General features: G+C 70.2%; 11 protein-coding genes. All 11 read right to left on the bottom strand.

Translation table 11 applies throughout. The features are described from left to right. Positions 1-25: 25 nt before the first annotated feature. On the bottom strand, positions 26-1,246 hold the full coding sequence (locus EDC02_RS11470; protein ID WP_199757590.1) for a cytochrome P450: 1,221 nt from the start codon (positions 1,244-1,246) through the stop codon (positions 26-28). Between the two features lie 8 nt (positions 1,247-1,254). Next, positions 1,255-3,072, bottom strand: coding sequence for an asparagine synthase (glutamine-hydrolyzing) (gene asnB, locus EDC02_RS11465; protein ID WP_233605869.1), 1,818 nt, complete (start codon positions 3,070-3,072; stop codon positions 1,255-1,257). Positions 3,073-3,080: 8 nt separating this feature from the next. After that, positions 3,081-3,551, bottom strand: coding sequence for a methyltransferase domain-containing protein (locus tag EDC02_RS11460; RefSeq protein WP_123601933.1), 471 nt, complete (start codon positions 3,549-3,551; stop codon positions 3,081-3,083). Continuing rightward, a complete protein-coding gene (locus EDC02_RS11455) occupies positions 3,538-4,935 on the bottom strand; it encodes a class I SAM-dependent methyltransferase (RefSeq protein WP_123601932.1) in 1,398 nt (465 codons plus the stop codon). The genes EDC02_RS11460 and EDC02_RS11455 overlap by 14 nt, the downstream gene beginning before the upstream one ends. Continuing rightward, positions 4,932-5,933: a class I SAM-dependent methyltransferase gene (locus tag EDC02_RS11450; protein WP_123601931.1), complete on the bottom strand. Its 1,002-nt coding sequence runs from the start codon at positions 5,931-5,933 to the stop codon at positions 4,932-4,934. Before EDC02_RS11450 ends, EDC02_RS11455 begins: the two co-directional genes overlap by 4 nt. Then, positions 5,930-6,979 (bottom strand): saccharopine dehydrogenase NADP-binding domain-containing protein, encoded by a 1,050-nt coding sequence (locus tag EDC02_RS11445; protein ID WP_158632149.1) that lies wholly within the window; start codon positions 6,977-6,979, stop codon positions 5,930-5,932. Before EDC02_RS11445 ends, EDC02_RS11450 begins: the two co-directional genes overlap by 4 nt. Next, positions 6,976-12,417: a non-ribosomal peptide synthetase gene (locus EDC02_RS11440; RefSeq protein WP_123601929.1), complete on the bottom strand. Its 5,442-nt coding sequence runs from the start codon at positions 12,415-12,417 to the stop codon at positions 6,976-6,978. The genes EDC02_RS11445 and EDC02_RS11440 overlap by 4 nt, the downstream gene beginning before the upstream one ends. Then, positions 12,414-13,127 (bottom strand): VOC family protein, encoded by a 714-nt coding sequence (locus EDC02_RS11435; protein WP_123601928.1) that lies wholly within the window; start codon positions 13,125-13,127, stop codon positions 12,414-12,416. The genes EDC02_RS11440 and EDC02_RS11435 overlap by 4 nt, the downstream gene beginning before the upstream one ends. Continuing rightward, positions 13,114-14,199 (bottom strand): Gfo/Idh/MocA family oxidoreductase, encoded by a 1,086-nt coding sequence (locus EDC02_RS11430; RefSeq protein WP_123601927.1) that lies wholly within the window; start codon positions 14,197-14,199, stop codon positions 13,114-13,116. Before EDC02_RS11430 ends, EDC02_RS11435 begins: the two co-directional genes overlap by 14 nt. Further along, positions 14,196-14,936 carry a thioesterase II family protein gene (locus tag EDC02_RS11425; protein ID WP_123601926.1) on the bottom strand — a complete coding sequence of 247 codons (741 nt, stop codon included), beginning with the start codon at positions 14,934-14,936 and terminating at the stop codon, positions 14,196-14,198. The genes EDC02_RS11430 and EDC02_RS11425 overlap by 4 nt, the downstream gene beginning before the upstream one ends. A gap of 378 nt (positions 14,937-15,314) precedes the next feature. Further along, positions 15,315-16,133 carry a TetR/AcrR family transcriptional regulator gene (locus EDC02_RS11420; protein ID WP_123601925.1) on the bottom strand — a complete coding sequence of 273 codons (819 nt, stop codon included), beginning with the start codon at positions 16,131-16,133 and terminating at the stop codon, positions 15,315-15,317. Positions 16,134-16,139: the final 6 nt, after the last annotated feature.

The raw sequence follows: 16,139 nt of genomic DNA, 5'->3' as shown, positions 1-16,139 counted from the left end.
GCTTGCTCTCCTTGGGATACGGGGCTCATGACAAACGCACCGGCAACGTTTCGAGGCCGTGCATGGCGGTGCTGTAGCGCCAGCGCAGGGTCTCCGGATCGGCGGCCAGCTCGATGTGGCCGAAGCGGTCCAGCAAGCGGCCGAACGCGATCTCACCCTCGAGGCGGGCCAGCGGTGCGCCGAGGCAGCGGTGGATGCCGTGTCCGAAGGCCAGGTGACCGGTGCCTGGCCGGGTCAGGTCCAACCGGTCCGGCTCGGCGAAGCGTTCCGAGCGGTTGGCGGCGAGCCAGGACACCATCACGAAATGGCCGGCGGGGATCGTGATGCCGCCGAGCTCGACCGGTTCGGTGGTGTAGCGCGGCGACGAAAGATTGTTCGGGGTCTCGTAGCGCAGCAGTTCCTCGACAGCCTGCGGCAACAGCGTGGGCTGGTCCCGCAGCAGTCGCAGTTGATCCGGGTGGCGCACCAAGGCGAGCAGGCCACTGCTGATCAGGTTGACGGTGGTTTCGAAGCCGCCGGTGAGCAGCACCACGGCCGTCGAGATCAGCTCCGGTACGGTTATCCGGTCGCCGTCCTCGCTGACGTGCACCAGCCGGGAGAGCAGGTCGTCGCCGGGGTCGTGCCGCTTCGCCTCGACCAGCGTGCGCAGATAGCCGGCCATGTGCATCGACGCCGCGCCAATTTCCTCCGGTGTCGTGGTCGCGACCATTGTGCGGGACCAGCCGATGAAATCCTTACGGTCGGTGGCGGGTATGCCGAGCAACTCGCAGATGACCCTGATCGGCAATGGGTACGCATAGTCGGTCAGCAACTCGACCACACCGTCTGCGGCCATCGTCGCGGCCATCTCGTCCAGCAGTTCGTCGGTGATCTGCTCGATGCGGGGACGCAGCGGAGCGACCGAACCGGTGGTGAACACCTTCGCGACCAGCTTGCGCAGCCGCGTGTGGTTCGGCGGGTCGAGGTTGAGCAGGTTCTCGGCCAGATCAGGGGAGAACTGGCTCTCGGCGTTGTCGTCGCCCAGACGTAGGCGTTCGAGCCTGTCGTACACGCGGTGGCTGCTGAACCGGGGGTCGGTCATCGCGGCGCGTGCCTCGGCGTAGCCGGTGATGAGCCAGACCGGGAAACCGCCCGGCAGCACCACGAACCGCACCGGCGTGCTCTGCCGCATGTCCGCCGCCACCCGGTGCGCTTCCTGAATGAAGTCGTCACCGAGAACCATCGGCTCGACGGGAATGGTCGTCACTATGTCTCCTAGAGCTGAAGGTCGGGGCGGTAGATGTCCGCCCAGTGGTGGAAATCCAGAACCCGTTCAAGGCCCGTGCGTACGCCCATCGTCACGTTCGTCGGATCACGCGCGACGACGTCACGCACCCAGGCCGGGTCGAACACCTCGAACACCGCGGCACCCGGATCGGCCAGCAACTCCCGGCATTGATGCTGCAAGGCGGCCGGATAGGCAGCGTCCTGAGCGGATGGGTACGGGCTCTTCACCCGCTCGACGACCGAGGCGGGCAGCAGCGGCGCCACGGCCTGCCGGAGCAGACCCTTTTCGCGACCGTCGGCGGTTTTCAACGACCACGGGGTGTTGTAGACGTACTCGACCAGCCGGTGATCGGCGAACGGCACCCGCACCTCGAGCCCGACGGCCATCGACGTACGGTCCTTGCGGTCGAGCATCGCCCGGACCAGCCGGGTGATGTGCAGGTGGCTGCTCACTCGCATCCGGTGCGCGAAAGCGTCCTCACCATCGAGGGGTTGCACACGGGCGACGGCGGCCTTGTATTCGTCCGCGACGTAGGTGCCGATGTCGAGGGCGTCGCGCAGTGCGGGGCGCAGCGGCTGCGCACGGTCGGCGGTATAGGTGTTCTGGAAGGCCAGCCAGGGGAAGGTGTCGGCGTCGCGGGCGGCCGGATGGTGGAACCAGATATAGCCGCCGAAGAGCTCGTCGGCGAACTCGCCGGAGAGCGCGACCGTCGACTCGGCCCGGATCGCCTGGAACAGCAGCAGCATCGAGGCGTCGATGTCGCCGAGGCCGATCGGCATGTCCCGGGCGCCCACCACACGACGGCGCAGCGCCGGGTCGAGCAGGTCACGGGAGCTGAGCACCACGTCGTGATGCGCCGACCCGACATGCTTGACCACGTCGCGGATGAACGGCGAATCGGGCGTGTCCCGCAGCTCGTCGGGGCGGAAGTTCTCCTCGTAGCCCGCGAAGTCGACCGCGAACGACCGCAACTGCTCGCCTTCGTCGGCCGCGGCGGCAGCGGCGAGGGCGGTGATGGCGCTGGAGTCCAGGCCGCCGGAGAGCAGAACACATTGCGGAACATCGGAGACCATTTGCCTGCGTACGATGTCATCGAGTAATTCACCGACGCGAGCCACCGAGGTCGGTGCGTCGTCCGGGTGCGGTGCTGTCTCCAACTGCCAATAGGTGCGCACGCGAGTGCCGTTGCGGTCGACCGTGACCGTCGTGGCCGGCTCGACTTCAACCAAGTCCTTCCAGATCGACCAGCCCGGCGCCTTGGTGAAGCCGACCAGCTCCCGTAGATCCGCGGTCTCTACGACGCGGCGGTAGCGAGGGTTGGCGAGGATGGCCTTGGGTTCGGAGCCGAAGAGCACGCCGTCCGGGGTGCGGTGCAGATAGAGCGGCTTGACACCCATCCGGTCCCGGACCAGCACCAGCCGCTCGGCACGTTGGTCCCAGATCGCAAAGGCGTACATGCCGTTGAGTCGCTCGGCGACCGCGTCACCCCACTCGAGGTAGCCGTGCAGCACGACCTCGGTGTCGCTACCGGTGTGGAAACGGTGGCCGCGGCCGGTGAGGTCGGCGCGCAGATCCCGGAAGTTGTAGACCTCGCCGGAGTAAACCAGCACCACGTCACCGGTGGGTGTCGCGGCGGTCATCGGCTGGCGCCCGCCGGCGAGGTCGATGACGGCAAGCCGCCGATGCCCCAACACGGCGTGTCGGCCCAGCCAGGTGCCGCCCTCGTCGGGTCCTCGATCGGCCATGGTCGCGGTCATCGCGTCGATGACCTGCGGGTGCGCCCGCAGGTCGGCGTCGAACGCCACCCAGCCCGTTATTCCGCACATTCCGAAGTGCCTCTCTGATTGTCGGGCAGGTGGTCGTGCACCGTGACGTCCACAGGCAGCGGTGCGACGGTCGCGGCGACGGCGGCCGGGCTCAGCGGCATCCGGTCGGTCTTAGCCTGGGCGACGAGGATGCGATGGCCCAGGGGATCCAGCGGATGACCTGGCTCGGGCAGGTCAACTACCGGCCGGAGACCGGCCTCGGTCAGCACGTCCATCCACTGTTCATGGCTGAGAAATGTTCCCGTCCGCCGGTTTCGGGGCTCGGCGAGCATGAACGCCTGGGAGGCCAGCACCCAGTGCTGCTCGGTGGTGGGCTCCGTGATCACCAGCCAACCCCCGGGGCTGAGCAGGCGGACGAGATGGCCGATCGTGGCGTCGGTGTCGGCGGCCGCGTTGAGGGAACCACCGGCGACGATCACATCGATCGAGTCTGGCCGTTGACCCTCAGGAGCGTCCATGTCGAAGGTCGCGTACCGGACCCAGGGATAGGCCGCGTACCGGACGCGCGCGGTCAATGAAGTAACGGGAGACGTCGGTGAAGAGATAGTCCACGGGCAGACCGGCGAGTTCGGGGAGCACGGCGTCGGTGGTCGCTCCGGTGCCCGCGCCGACCTCGAGTACTCGCACCGGGCCGGGCCGGCGGCGGACGATTTCGGCGACCGCCGCGGCGACGCCGTGATGCTGGTATCGGGCGGTGATGCTCTCGCGGTAGAGCGCCTCGGCCGCTGTGGCGTCGCCCTTGGGGAACAACAGGTGCACGGCCTGGACCTCGCCGCGGAGCAACTCCGGGAGCCGGTCGCAGGTGCGCCGGGCGTAGTCGATGGTTCCGGTGCCGCCGACGGCGACCCGCCACCGCTGGGCGGTGTCCCGCCAGGCCCGCTCAAGTGCGGCCGAGTCGGGGGTTGCAAGATTTTGAGCGGCGAGGACAGTGTGCCAGCGTCGTACGAGCGCTTTGTGTGGCGTGTCAGCCAAGGTGTCGCCACAGCGGTCCAGGGCGGCGAGCATGGACAGCAGGGCGGTTCGATCGAGGCAGCGAAGCGCGTCCAGAGCTGCCTCGGCGTTCATGGTGGAGATGGCCTTGTCCGCCGCTGACTGCACGCTGCCGGCCAGTGCCGCGTCACCGGCCGGGTCCGCATGCGCGTGACGACGGACCGGAGTGACCCGTACCGACCAGCTGTCGCGGCCGCGGTCCACGCGCACGTCACCTACGCCGGTGCAGGCCCGCACGAGCCGAGCGATGACAGCTCCCTCACTGCTGGCCGACCCGGACAGGACACCCCGAGGAGTGATCCCCAGGGTGTCGCGAACGGCCCGCTCCTGCGAGTCGGTGAGCATCCCGTCGGCGGCGTCATAGAGCAGCAGCTGAAGCTCGGACAGGTCGGCCATCAGGGCGGCCGGCTCGTCCGGGAGGGCGCGCAGAGTCGCCAGTGGCACCACCGCGACCGTTGCGCCGCAGCGCTCGAGCTCGCGTACGACAACGGCGGGCCCATCGCCGTGGCCGCAGTACACGTTCGTCCCCGCCGCCCAACTGGTCAGGGCGACGTCCCCACCGACCCCGACGGTCGGCGTCAACACCGCCGTCCGTGCATTCGGCTCCGCCAAGGCCGCCACCAGCACCTCGGCGGCCGGCGCGGTAACCTGCGCGCCCAGCGCCAGCCGTGCCAGCAACGCGCCGCCCGCGCCGGGGGTGGCGGTGGTGTCTGTGGAGCTTGCGGTGAGCAGCTGGGTGCCGTTCCAGGTTGACTGCGCGGCCGTCAGCGCCGGGTGGTCGCCGAGGCGGATCAGGCCGGACCGGACGGCGTCGGCGGCGGCCGGGCCGACGATCAGCGGTGGTGCCGTCACGGAGCTGCCTCCTCGCGGCGTACGTGGAAGAGCGCCTGGAAGTGGCTCGTGGTGACAGCGGGCGCCGCGAATCCAACCTTGATCAGCTCGGCCGCCCACTCGTCGGGGCCAGGGAAGAACTCGTCGGTGCGCGCGGTTCCCTGGGCCGGGGAGAGCAGAAACTGCATCGAGGTCAGCACCGCCGGGTCGTCGCCGATCGACTCGGTGAACAGCAGCGACCCGCCGGGTCCGAGCAAGCGGTGGATCTCGGTGAGAGTCCGGCAGCGCTCCGCCGCGTTGTGCAGGACATTGCCGGCCACGACGATGTCCGCCGATCCGGGTAGCAGTCCCTGCCCTTCGAAGGCGGCGTCGATGTCCAGCTGCCGAAATGTCATCTCGGGCCGGTCCGCGTACCGTTGCCGGGCAGCGGAGACAAGGATGCGGGACAGGTCGGTGAAGAGGTAGTCGACGTCCGTCCCGTCGAGGGCACGCAGCATCGCGGCCGTGGTCAGTCCCGCACCGCCGCCCAGTTCGACTATTTGCGCCGGCCCGCTGACGGCATCGCAGACCTCGCGAGCCAGCCGGCCGCAGCGCTCGTTGAGTTCGGCGGTGATGACATTGTCCTGGTACGCGGCGAGCGCCTCCACCACGTCCCCGTCGGCGAACAACAACTCCTGCACGGTGACCTCGTCGCGCACCAGCTCGGGCAGCAGGGTGAGCGCCGTTCGGTGGAAGGCGGCCATCCTCGGCGGAAAACCAAGCTCCGCGTACGCGTCGGCGAGGTCGGCCGTGGCGGCCGCGACCGTGGCCCATCGATACCGGTCGCCGTCGCGCCGGAGCAGTTTTGCCTCGGTCAGCGCTACCAGCCAGCGCCGGACCAGCCAGGCGTGCCGCGGTGCCGCACCGATACGGTCGACCACCTCCGCCGCGGTGCCCGGGTCTGTCGAGGGCAGCACGGTCGCCATCGCCGCAAGGCTCACGGCGCGCAGATCCTGCAGCGCGGCGGCGATCCGGGTCACAGCACACCACCTTCGACCCGACCCAGCGAATCGACGGTTCCGGCGAAGACCGTCACCTCCAGCGGGCCATCCCGCAGTCCTTCGACGACGGCATGCGGGTCGAGAACATCCGCGGCGTGATGCACCCCCGGCGGCACGTTGCCGCGCGCGACCGCCACGGTGGCCAGGGCCGCCGTCAATCCGGTGAGCTCCGCGTTCGATCTGCCGCGGAACACCCCGGTACGGATGCCCGGCTCGCCGTGGGCCTCGACGAGCAACAGCACGAAGGGCTCCCTGCCGACGAGGTCGAGCCGGGCCGCGCGGCACAACTGGGCAACGGCGTCGGCTCGGGGCAACCCGTGGACACGGTCGAACGCGGCCCGCACCGCCGGCCCGCAGAGCACGGAGAACCAGTCTCCGGCGGTGAGACCGAGCGTGCTGGCCAGTGATTCACCCTCGCTGTCCAAATAGGGAAGTAACGCCGCCGGTTCGGGAAAGAACGGCACCTCGACGTCGGTACGCCGGGTGTGCACCCGTGCCCGGGGCCCGTCCCGCCAGGCCGCCAACGGATGCAAACCGCCGCCGGACGAGGCGTGCACGTAGTCGTCGGCGGCCACCTCGGTGAACCGGTCCCGCAGCCCGAAGTAGCAGCTCATCCGCCGTACCGTCGCGAACTCGGCGCGGGCCAGCCAGCGCGGCAGCAAGCCGGTGAGCCCGGGCCGCAAACCCGCAGCCAGCACCACTGTGCCCGTAACGTCCACGGCTGCGAGGTCGGAGACGTCGACGTAGGCGGCACCGCCGCGTACGGCCTCGTCCAGGATTCTGGTGCCGATCCGGTGGGCCGGGCCGGCGCAGTTGAGCACCACATCGCAGCCGGTCACGAAACGGCGTACGGCGTCATCGTCGGCGTGGTCCACCGCCGTGAACGAGGCATCGATCCCGTCGAGCAGCCGCCGCCCGATCTCAGGCCGCCGTCCGCCGACGCGCAGCGGACCCGCGCCGGCCGTGTGCAGCGCCAGGGTCGCGAAGCGTCCGACGTCCCCGTATCCGCCGAGAATCCCGATCACTGTGCCGCCCGCAGCGGCGCGGCGAGGTGCTCGGTGACGACGTCGACGTGTGGCTGCTCGACGACGCTGAAGTGGTTGCCCGGCACGTCGATCACCCTGAACTCGCCGACGCAGGTCCGCTCCCAGAACGGCGCGGCCAGATGCCCGACCCCCGCCGAGATGCCGAAGGACTGGTTCTCGGTCGCGCGCAGGAACGTCATGTCGCCCGCGTACGGCTCGGGGGTGTACCGAGCTGCCCGCATGCTGTGCCGGCAGACGCGGAATAGCGCCGGGACGAGCCGCGGGTCGATCGGCAGCCCTGTCTGTCCGGCTGCAGCCTCGGCGTACAAGGCCAGTCGGGCTTCCTGACCGAGGGCGGTGCGTTCCCGGGCCGCCGCCGCGACCGCCTCGATTCCGGCGTCACCGGTCAACCCGCCCAGCGCGCCGGCGGCCACCCTATTGTCGTTGGCGGCCATCAGGCCGTCGATGGCCCGGTAGACATCCGCCGGGTCGACGTGCGGGCCGAACACCGTCGTCACCGGGTCCAGGCCGAGGTTCGGTACGAAGATCGCCTCGAAGGCCAGCTCCTCGTCGGTGTCCAGGAACATCGGGATGCTGTCGACCAGGGTCAGGTCCTGCACGGCGACACCACGTTCGGCCAGCCGCCGGCCCACCTCGGTGGCGAGCAGCCCGCCGAGGCAGTAGCCGATCAGCTGGAAACGCGTGTACCCCTCGGCGAGCAGCCGGTCGGTGTAGTCCTCGGCGATCTGCGCCAGCAACTCCTGCGGTGCGGTCGCGCAGTAGGCTTCCGCGTCGGCCACCGCAACGCCGATGACCGGGCCGAGGTTCTGCGCGGCGAGGCCTCGGCCTAGCGTCTGGAAGTAGTCGAGGGTGCCGAGGGCGGCGTGGAAGAGTACCCGTACCGGGCCGTCACCCGCGCCGCCGAACGGCACGAGCAGGCAGTTGCCGCCGGCCTGCGCAGCGGCCGTCGCGGACTCGCCGGAATCGGTCCGCAGCAGTTGAGCCAGCGCGGCCAGGGTCGGCTCGTTCAGCATCTGCCGCAGCAGGGCGTCGTAGCTGAACGCGGCGGCCTCGGGAATCTGCTCGCGCAGCCGGCCGGCGACCCGAGCCATGATCAGTGAGTCCGCGCCGTGGTCGTAGAAACTGTCCAGGCGGCCCAGGGCGGTGGTGCCGAGCGCTTCGTTCCACAGCTGGGCAAGCCGCCGTTCCAGGTCGTCGAGGGCCTCGTCACCGCCGTCGGCGGAGCCGGTTCCAGCCAGTTCGCCCACGCCCCACCCGGCGAGGGTGCGCCGGTCCGTCTTGCCGTTGGCGGTGATCGGCAGTTCGTCGATCACCTGCAGCCGGCCCGGGACCATGTGCGCGGGGAGCCTTTCGGCGAGAAACGCGGTCAGTTCCTCCGTACGGACGGGCAGGCGCCCCGTCTTGACCCGGGCCGCGAGCAGTCGCATGCCGTACGGGGCCAGCGGGTGATCGTCGCCCGGCAGGCAGAGCAGCTCCTGCGCGCCGGCACCGGCAAGGGCGTCGCGCCACCGGTCCAACGACAACAGCGTGCTGCTGCCGTACTCGCGGTCGCCGTCGGCCGGGTCCATCATGAAGCCCTGGGTGAGCAGAATGTGCGGGTGTTCCCCGGTAGGTTCGATGAGCACCAGCCAGCCGCCCGGCGCGCAGAGCCGGGCCGCCGCCCGCACCGCTGCGACCGGGTCTGCGGTGCTGTTCAGCATCCCGGCGCAGAGCACCACGTCAGCGCTGTTCGGCGCCCGGCCCTGGACGCGCGGGTCCCGGTCGAGATCGAACACTGCGAACCGCACGCCCGGCCGGTCACCGAACTCAACGCGGGCCTCCGGCAGGAAGAAGGGCGTCAGGTCCGTGTAGAGGTAGTCCACCTCGAAGCCGGCCAGGGCGGGCAGGACGGCGGCACTGGTGGCGCCGGTGCCCGCGCCGAGCTCCAGCACCCGCAGGCGCTGCTGCTCAGGCGCGGCGGCCGCGATCCGGTTGAGCAGGGCGGCCGCCGCGTGGTTGAGGTAACGGGCGATCGAATCGTCGCGGTAGACGGCGCGGGCCTGGTCCGTGCGGCCCTCGGGGAAGAGCAGCTCGAACGGATTCTGCTGGTTCCGCAGCAACTCGGGCAGGCGCTCCACGTGCGCCAGGTGGTATCCGACGAAGTCCGCCGTGCACAACCCCGCCGCGACCGCGTCACGCTCGATCGCCGACCACAGCCCGGTTACGGAGACCGGTGCGGTCGGTGCCGGGGTCAGCCGCCCCTCGGTGTCCTGGGTGAGCCGGCCGTCGGCGGTGAGTAGGTGCAGCCAGCGCCGCACGAGCCAGCGGTGCCGGTCGTGGATCCGGGCCCGGTCCAGCAACTCGTCGGGGGTGACCGGGCCGCGGTCGAAGGCACCGCAGGCGGCCAAGCCGTGCAGCATCGACGCCAGCGCCGCATCGTGCAACGCCGACACCTGCGCCGATACCTGCTCCGTACTCAACCCGGCGGCCTGCCGGTCGGCGTAGCGGCTCACCGCGGCGTCCAGGTTGCGCGGCGCGGGGGCGGCCTGGCCGGCGGCGGGCGAGACGAAGCCGAGCAGGTGCCGGTCGAAACGGTCGGTGCCGCCGATCACCACCGCCGCGCCATCGACGTGCGGGTGAGCAAGCAGCGCCGCCTCGATCTCGCCGAGCTCGATCCGGTGCCCGCGGATTTTCACCTGGTCGTCCTCGCGGCCGAGGAACTCGAGGACCCCGCCGGGCAGATAACGGCCGAGGTCCCCGGTGCGGTAGAGCCGAGTGCCGTCGGGCAGGTCCACGAAGCGGGCTGCGGTCGTCGCGGCGTCGCCATGGTAGCCGAGGGCGAGCCCGTGCCCGCCGATGTAGAGTTCGCCGGGCACCCAGACGGGCCGGTCCCGCAGGGCGGCGTCCAGCACCCGGAAGGACTGGTTGGTCAGCGGGAAACCGTACGGGATGCTCGGCCATCCCGGGTCGACCCGGTCGATCGGGAACTGGATCGACCAAATGGCCGCTTCGGTGGCGCCGCCGAGCGAGTTGAGCCGCAAGCCGGGGATCAGCCGCCGGATCCGGTCGGGCAGCGTCACGGGGATCCAGTCGCCGGAGAGCATCGCCAGCCGCAGCGAGTCCAGCACGACCGGTTCGCTCTCCAGGTAGTCGGTGAGCATGTTCAACAGCGCTGGGACGGAGTTCCAGATCGTCACGCCGTACGCGGTGATCAGCTCGGCCCAGTGCGAGGGGTCGGCGGGGCGGCGGTGGTCGGGCAGGACCAGGGTCGCGCCGGCGGCGAGGGTGCCGAAGATGTCGTGAACGGAGAGGTCGAAGCCGAGCTGGGCGAGGCCGAGCACCCGGTCGCCCGGCCCGAAGGCGTACCGGCGGTTGATGTCCTCGACGGTGTTCAGCGCGGCCCGGTGGCTGATCATCACGCCCTTCGGTGTGCCGGTCGATCCGGAGGTGTAGATGACATAGGCGAGACCGTCCGGGTCGCCGGGCTCGGGCCGCGGCGCCTGATCGGCCTCGGGCAGCCCGTCGACATGCAGGACGGTCGCCTCCTGTGGCCAGGTGATGTGCGCGGCGAGGTGCGAGTGCGTGAGGACGTGCCGGGCGCCGACGTCGGCGATCAGCTTCTCCCTGCGCAGTCGTGGCTGGGTGGTGTCGACCGGAACGTACGCGGCGCCGGCGAGCAGTACACCCAGCACGGCCACCACCTGCTCGGCGCTCTTGTCCAGCACGATGGGCACGCGGTCACCGGGACGGCAACCGTGCGCCTGCAACGCCGCTGCGACACCGTGGGCACGCCGCAGCAATTGCCGGTACGTGACCGCGCCACCCGGGCCGGTGATCGCGTACCGGTCGGGTGCCTCGTCGACCATGGTGCGGAAGCCGTCGTGCAGCAGCCCGTCCGGCAGCGGCCCGTCGGTGTCGTTCGCCTCGGCCCGCTCACGCAGCTGGTACTCGGGCAGCTCCTCGGTGGCGTCCCAGTCGTCGGCCAGCCTGTCCAGCAGCGTGACGAAGGCGTCGAACGCGTCTTCGATCAGTCCGGGCGGGAACACGCCGTCACGGACGTCCCAGTTGACCTCCAAGCCGTCGGGGCCGTCACCGACCTGGCAGTCCAGAGTCACCTGCGGGGTCTGGGTGATGCCGTGGGTGATGCGTCGCCCGCCGGTTGCCCGTGGACCCAGACCGATCGCGCTGGTGAAGACGACCGGCATCAGCGCCGCCTCCCGGCCCCGGCGGCGGGCAACCTCGCGCAGCACCTGCACGCCGGAGAACAACCGGTGCTCCAGTCCGGCGAATAGCTGCGCGCCCAGCGAACGGGAGAGCTCGCTGAAGGAGCCGGCGGTGCCGTCGACCGCGAGCAGGCTGACCGAGGTGAAGTCGCCGACCAGCCGGTCGACGTCGGGATGCAGGGGCAGCCGGTTGAGCAGCGTCAGGTCGAGCGTGAACCGCTCGGTGCGGCTCCACCGGCCGAGAACCATCGCGTACGCGCTCAGCACCGCGGCGGTCGGCGTGGTTCCCGCGGCCTGGGCCCGTTCGCGTAGAGCGGACCATCGGGGTTGCGCGATCCGGGCGTGGTGGCGGCGGAACCGGACGGCTGCCTGCGGCTGATCGATCGCGGGGACCGTCGGCAACTCGGGGGCGGGCGGCAGCTCGTCGATCCGCTCCAGCCAGTAGGCGCGGTCACGCCGGTAGCGCTCGGTCTCGCGCAGGCCGCGTTCGGCGGTCAGATAGTCGCGAAACCCGATTTCCAGCGGTGGCAGGGCGGCGGCGTCTCCGGCGAGCACGGCGTCCAGCTCGTCGAGCAGGACGCCGGCGCTGCCCCAGTCTGCGACCAGCGAATCCATGGAGAAGTGCAGGACGTCACCGGCCGGGGTGCGGGTCAGGCGCAGCGTGTGCAGCGGCCACCTGGCCGGGTCGTACCGCCGGTGGCCCAGCTCTTCCCGGATCCGGGCGAGCTCCGCGTCGACCGCCTCGGTCCCCGCCTCGCGCAGGTCGCAGACCTCGACGACGACGCGGGGCACCTCCGGGAGCACCCGCTGATAGCCGTCCGCCTCGACGACCGCGCGCAGCATGCCGTGCCGGTCGATCAGGAGGTTCCAGGCGTCCTGTAGCGCAGTCGGTTCGATGCGCGGGTACGTGACTTCGAGGTAGCCGTGACAGGCGACGCCGCCGAAGCCGAAGGACTCCCGCCGGCCCACCAGGTAGGCGGTCTGTACGTCGGTGAGCGGGAACGGCTCGTGCGCCGAGGCCGGATCAGTGCGCACGGTGACCGCCGACCGGTCGGCGGCCAACAGGGCCAGGATCTCGTCCCGGTGTTCACGTACCCGCTGTCGTCGCTGGTCGGTCAGCACCCCGGCGGGGGCGCGGAACTTGAGGGCGCCACCGTCCTCCCACAACTCGACGCCCAGAGCGGAGAGTTCCGCGACGATCTGACGTGTACTCATGTCGAACTCCTTGGTCGGATCACGGCGCCGTGCAGCAGCCCCGGGTCGAGGGATTGGCGCAGGCCGTCCAGCTCGATGGCCCGTACTCCGGTCACGGCAGCCTCTTCCAAGAGGAAGGTCGGATCGGAGCCGGTGACCGCGAGCAGCGCGGCTCGGTCGTCAGGCCGTACACCCAGGACGACACGGCTGAGCGCGGTCGCACCGTTGACATGCCGGACGTCCGGCGGGTGCTGCGCGGGGGAGTAGGGGGTCACCAGGAACGGCAGCCGGTCGTTGCGGGGATAGCTGAACTGGAACCGGGTGCTCTCACCGTCCTCGCGGCGTCGCGTCCACCGCACGGCGCGGCCGGTGGGGACTCCGGCCTGCGCCAGCGCCGCGCGTTGCTCACCGAGGTCGGGGCTGTCGACGAGGACTGCCGCGTCGCAGAACCCCTCGGGCTGCCGCGCCCAGCGGATCATCCGCCGTCCAGCACCCCGCCCGAACGCCAGCTCAAGCGGCACGCGGTAGAGCCCCGCCCGCGCCGGTGGGTCGAGCAGCTCGATGATCGGTCCGCTGCGGAACCAGATGTGCGCGTGGCGGGCCGATTCACGCCGGGAGGCGAAGGTCACCGTGAAACCCGCCGTTTCGAAATTAGCGACCGCGGCGGCCAGATCGGCGACCCGGAGCAGGACGTGGCTGCACCGGCGCGGTGTTCGGTCAAGCGGCGGCACGTGCGGCCTCCTCGAGGTCCGTCATCGGTACGGGGGGAGGCTCGCCCGGTCGGATCAGCTCAGGCAGCCCGATCCGGCCGGTCAACTGTGCCCACATCGTCGAAACCGCCAGGTCCCATTGGCCGGAGGCGGCCCGGCCGGCGGGTTCGTCGAGGAGCCGGCAGAACTGGCGCATCCGGTGCGCGAGCGCGTCCGGCCAGAGCTCGGCGAAGACCTCGTGGAATGTCCCCGGTCTGGCGCTCAGCGAGGAGGTGCTCGGGACATCGAGGCGGTGCGTGCCCGGTCCGCGGGTGAGCAACCGGCCGGTATGGTCGCGGGGAGAGTGCAGGCGGGGCTGCCAGAGCACGGGTCCGTGGGTGTCCGCCAGGGTGAGCACCCCGGCAGGCGTGCCGGCGGCCAGCCTATGGAACAAGTACGAGTGGTTGTCCGGGTCGTCGGGGTGCACCTGGTTCTGAATGCGCAGGCTGACGGGCGTGCCGCCGACGACCGCCTGCACCTCGGTGAAGGGGTAGCCGGCGGCGGCGGGTGCCGGCTCGGCGAAATGCCAGGGCCGCGGGGTCGCGGTCAGCCGGGCGAGGATGTCGAGCAGGGGATAGAGGACCTGACTGTTCGCCGACGCGTCCACGTAGGTCAGCCCGACGCGGTCTCGTAGTACTTCGGCCGCCGCCAGGAACTGCCTGACCGGCTGCAGTTGTGGATACATCGTCTCGACCGCGTAGGGCACGCCGTGGCGGCGGGCCGCGCGCAGGCATTCGGCGATCTCGCCGGCGTGGACGGGATGCTCCTGCAGGACGGGTATGCCCCGGGTGAGCAGGCTCAGCGCGAGTTCCGTACCGGGGCCGCCGGTTGCGCCGGACCTCACGACGACGCAGGCCAGGTCGATGTCGCCGGGGATTTCGTCGGTCGTCGTGTGCAGCGGCACGTTGCGCTGCCGCGCCAGCTCACGGGAGAACTCGCCACCACGGCTGAGGATGCCCGCCAACGTGAAGTGTTTCGGGTCGGCGTCGATTGCGTCGAGGTAGAAGCGGCCGAACGCGGTGCCGGCGATCAGGACTCGGCGAGGTTTGCTCACGGCAGTCTTGCCCCCTCGGCGGACAGCAACGACAGCACCCTGCCGCGATGCGGCACCAGGTAGAAGTGGTCGCCGGGCAGCACATGCGCGTCGAAGCGCCCGGTGGTGCAGTCGGCCCAGCGGGCGGCCTGCCCGGCATCGACCTCGGGGTCGTCGGCGCCGATCACGGCGGTGACGGGACAGCTGAGGACGGGATCGGCGCGGTGCCGGTAGGTCTCGGCGAGCCGGAAGTCGTCGCGGATCGCGGGCAGGAAGAGCCGGCGAGTCTCGGCGTCCTCGAAGAATCGGATGTCCGCCATGCCGCCGAGACGAACCAGCTCGGCGATGAGGTCGGCGTCGGACCGGGTGTGCCAGCTGCGGCCGGTGCTCTCGCCCGGTGGCCGGCGCCCGGACACGACCAGCCGGTCCGGTGCCCGGCCCCAAGCCGTGAGAACACGGGCGAGTTCGTAAGCGACCAGCGCGCCGAGACTGTGCCCGAAAAGGACGATCGACCGTGGGTCGGTCAGGTCGATCGCCCCGGCGACGCTGGTGGCGAGGTCGCGGACCGTGGCGGCGGGCGGGTCGGTGCGCCGGTCCTGACGTCCCGGGTACTGGACCGCGGTGACTTCCAGTGGTGCCGGCACCCGGTCCGCCCAGGGCGTGAAGAAGGCCGCCGTGCCACCGGCGTGCGGCAGGCAGACGAGGCGGGTGCTGGCGTTAGGTCGGCGCCGCTGGCACCGCAGCCACAGGGAACTCATCGAAGGGTCCTTCGGATCATAGACAATGACAATCATTCTCGTTAGCTGGCTGCAAGTCGCCGGGATGAGAAAAGAACCAAGCGGATGACCCCGACGAGTCACAGTAGATGGGCAGAAAAGTGCTCACGGCGCTGGAGACAGGCTCGTTCGGGTGAACACCGGTGCGGCTCTCCGCCGTCGCCCCCGCCAGGGCGATGCCCGCCACACCACGATGCGTCAGCGGATCGCGACCCGGGCGACGGCGCGACTCGGCGCGCATCTTCCCTTGGTGGGTAAGGCGTTCCTAGCCTGGAGTCCGCAGCCCGGGAATGTCAAGGGGTAAGTTGTGCCAAGGATCGTTCGGGCGGCTCCGACCCGGCGGTCTACTGTCCATACAGGTCAGTTTGGCCTGTTCGTTCGCATGCCGTCCCCTTGGTGGGCGAAGCCGGTGATCATCGTGGTGATGACGAGAGTGAAGTACTCCCGGCGACGCGCGTCGCTTTCCTCCGGCCGGCCGGCGAAACCCTCGCTGAACTCGCGGAAGCCCTGGACCGCCGTGCTCTCGTCGCCAGCGCGCGAGAGCCGGTCGACGATGTGGCTGTGATCGCGGGGGCCGTCGTCCTCGTGGCTCAGCCGCTCGTCCGACATCGTGATGGTGTTCATCGCCGTGGTCATCAGGGCCGCGAAGACCGAAACCGAGTTGTCACCGAAGCCGGCGGCATGCAGCTTCTCCAGGCCGTGGTGCAGACGCTCGACGACACCCGGAAAAGTGGGTCCACCGTGCAGGGTCAGCCATTTGGCCACCCCGGGATAGTGCACCAGCTCGTCGCGAAGGGTGAGGAGTGTCCGGCTGAACCACTCCTGCCAGCTGAGCGTGTCGTCGGTCACAATCAACTCACGGGTAGTGAAGATGTGCTCGACCACCGCCTCGCAGAGCGCATCCTTGCCGCCGACCTTTGTGTAGACCACGGAGGTGGCCGTTCCGAGTGTCCTGACCAGGTCGCGGACGGACCAGCCGTAGAGGCCGTGCTGCCGGGTCAACTCCAGGGCGGTGGCGACCACCGCGTCACGCGTGACACCCGTCTTGTACTTCTTTGCGGCGATGATGTCACTCTCCGTATAAACTCGGTTGGCAAGTAAGGGTTGCCTAAGTTCTCTCGTCTGGGTACAGTCGCCCAGAAGCGAACACCGTTCCAATTCTATCTGGGCCGCCGCCACGGCTTA

The sequence above is a fragment of the Micromonospora sp. Llam0 genome, assembly GCF_003751085.1.
Lineage (GTDB): Bacteria > Actinomycetota > Actinomycetes > Mycobacteriales > Micromonosporaceae > Micromonospora_E.
The sequence above is the reverse complement of the archived record's forward strand: the minus strand, read 5'-3'. Positions and strand labels throughout refer to the sequence as shown.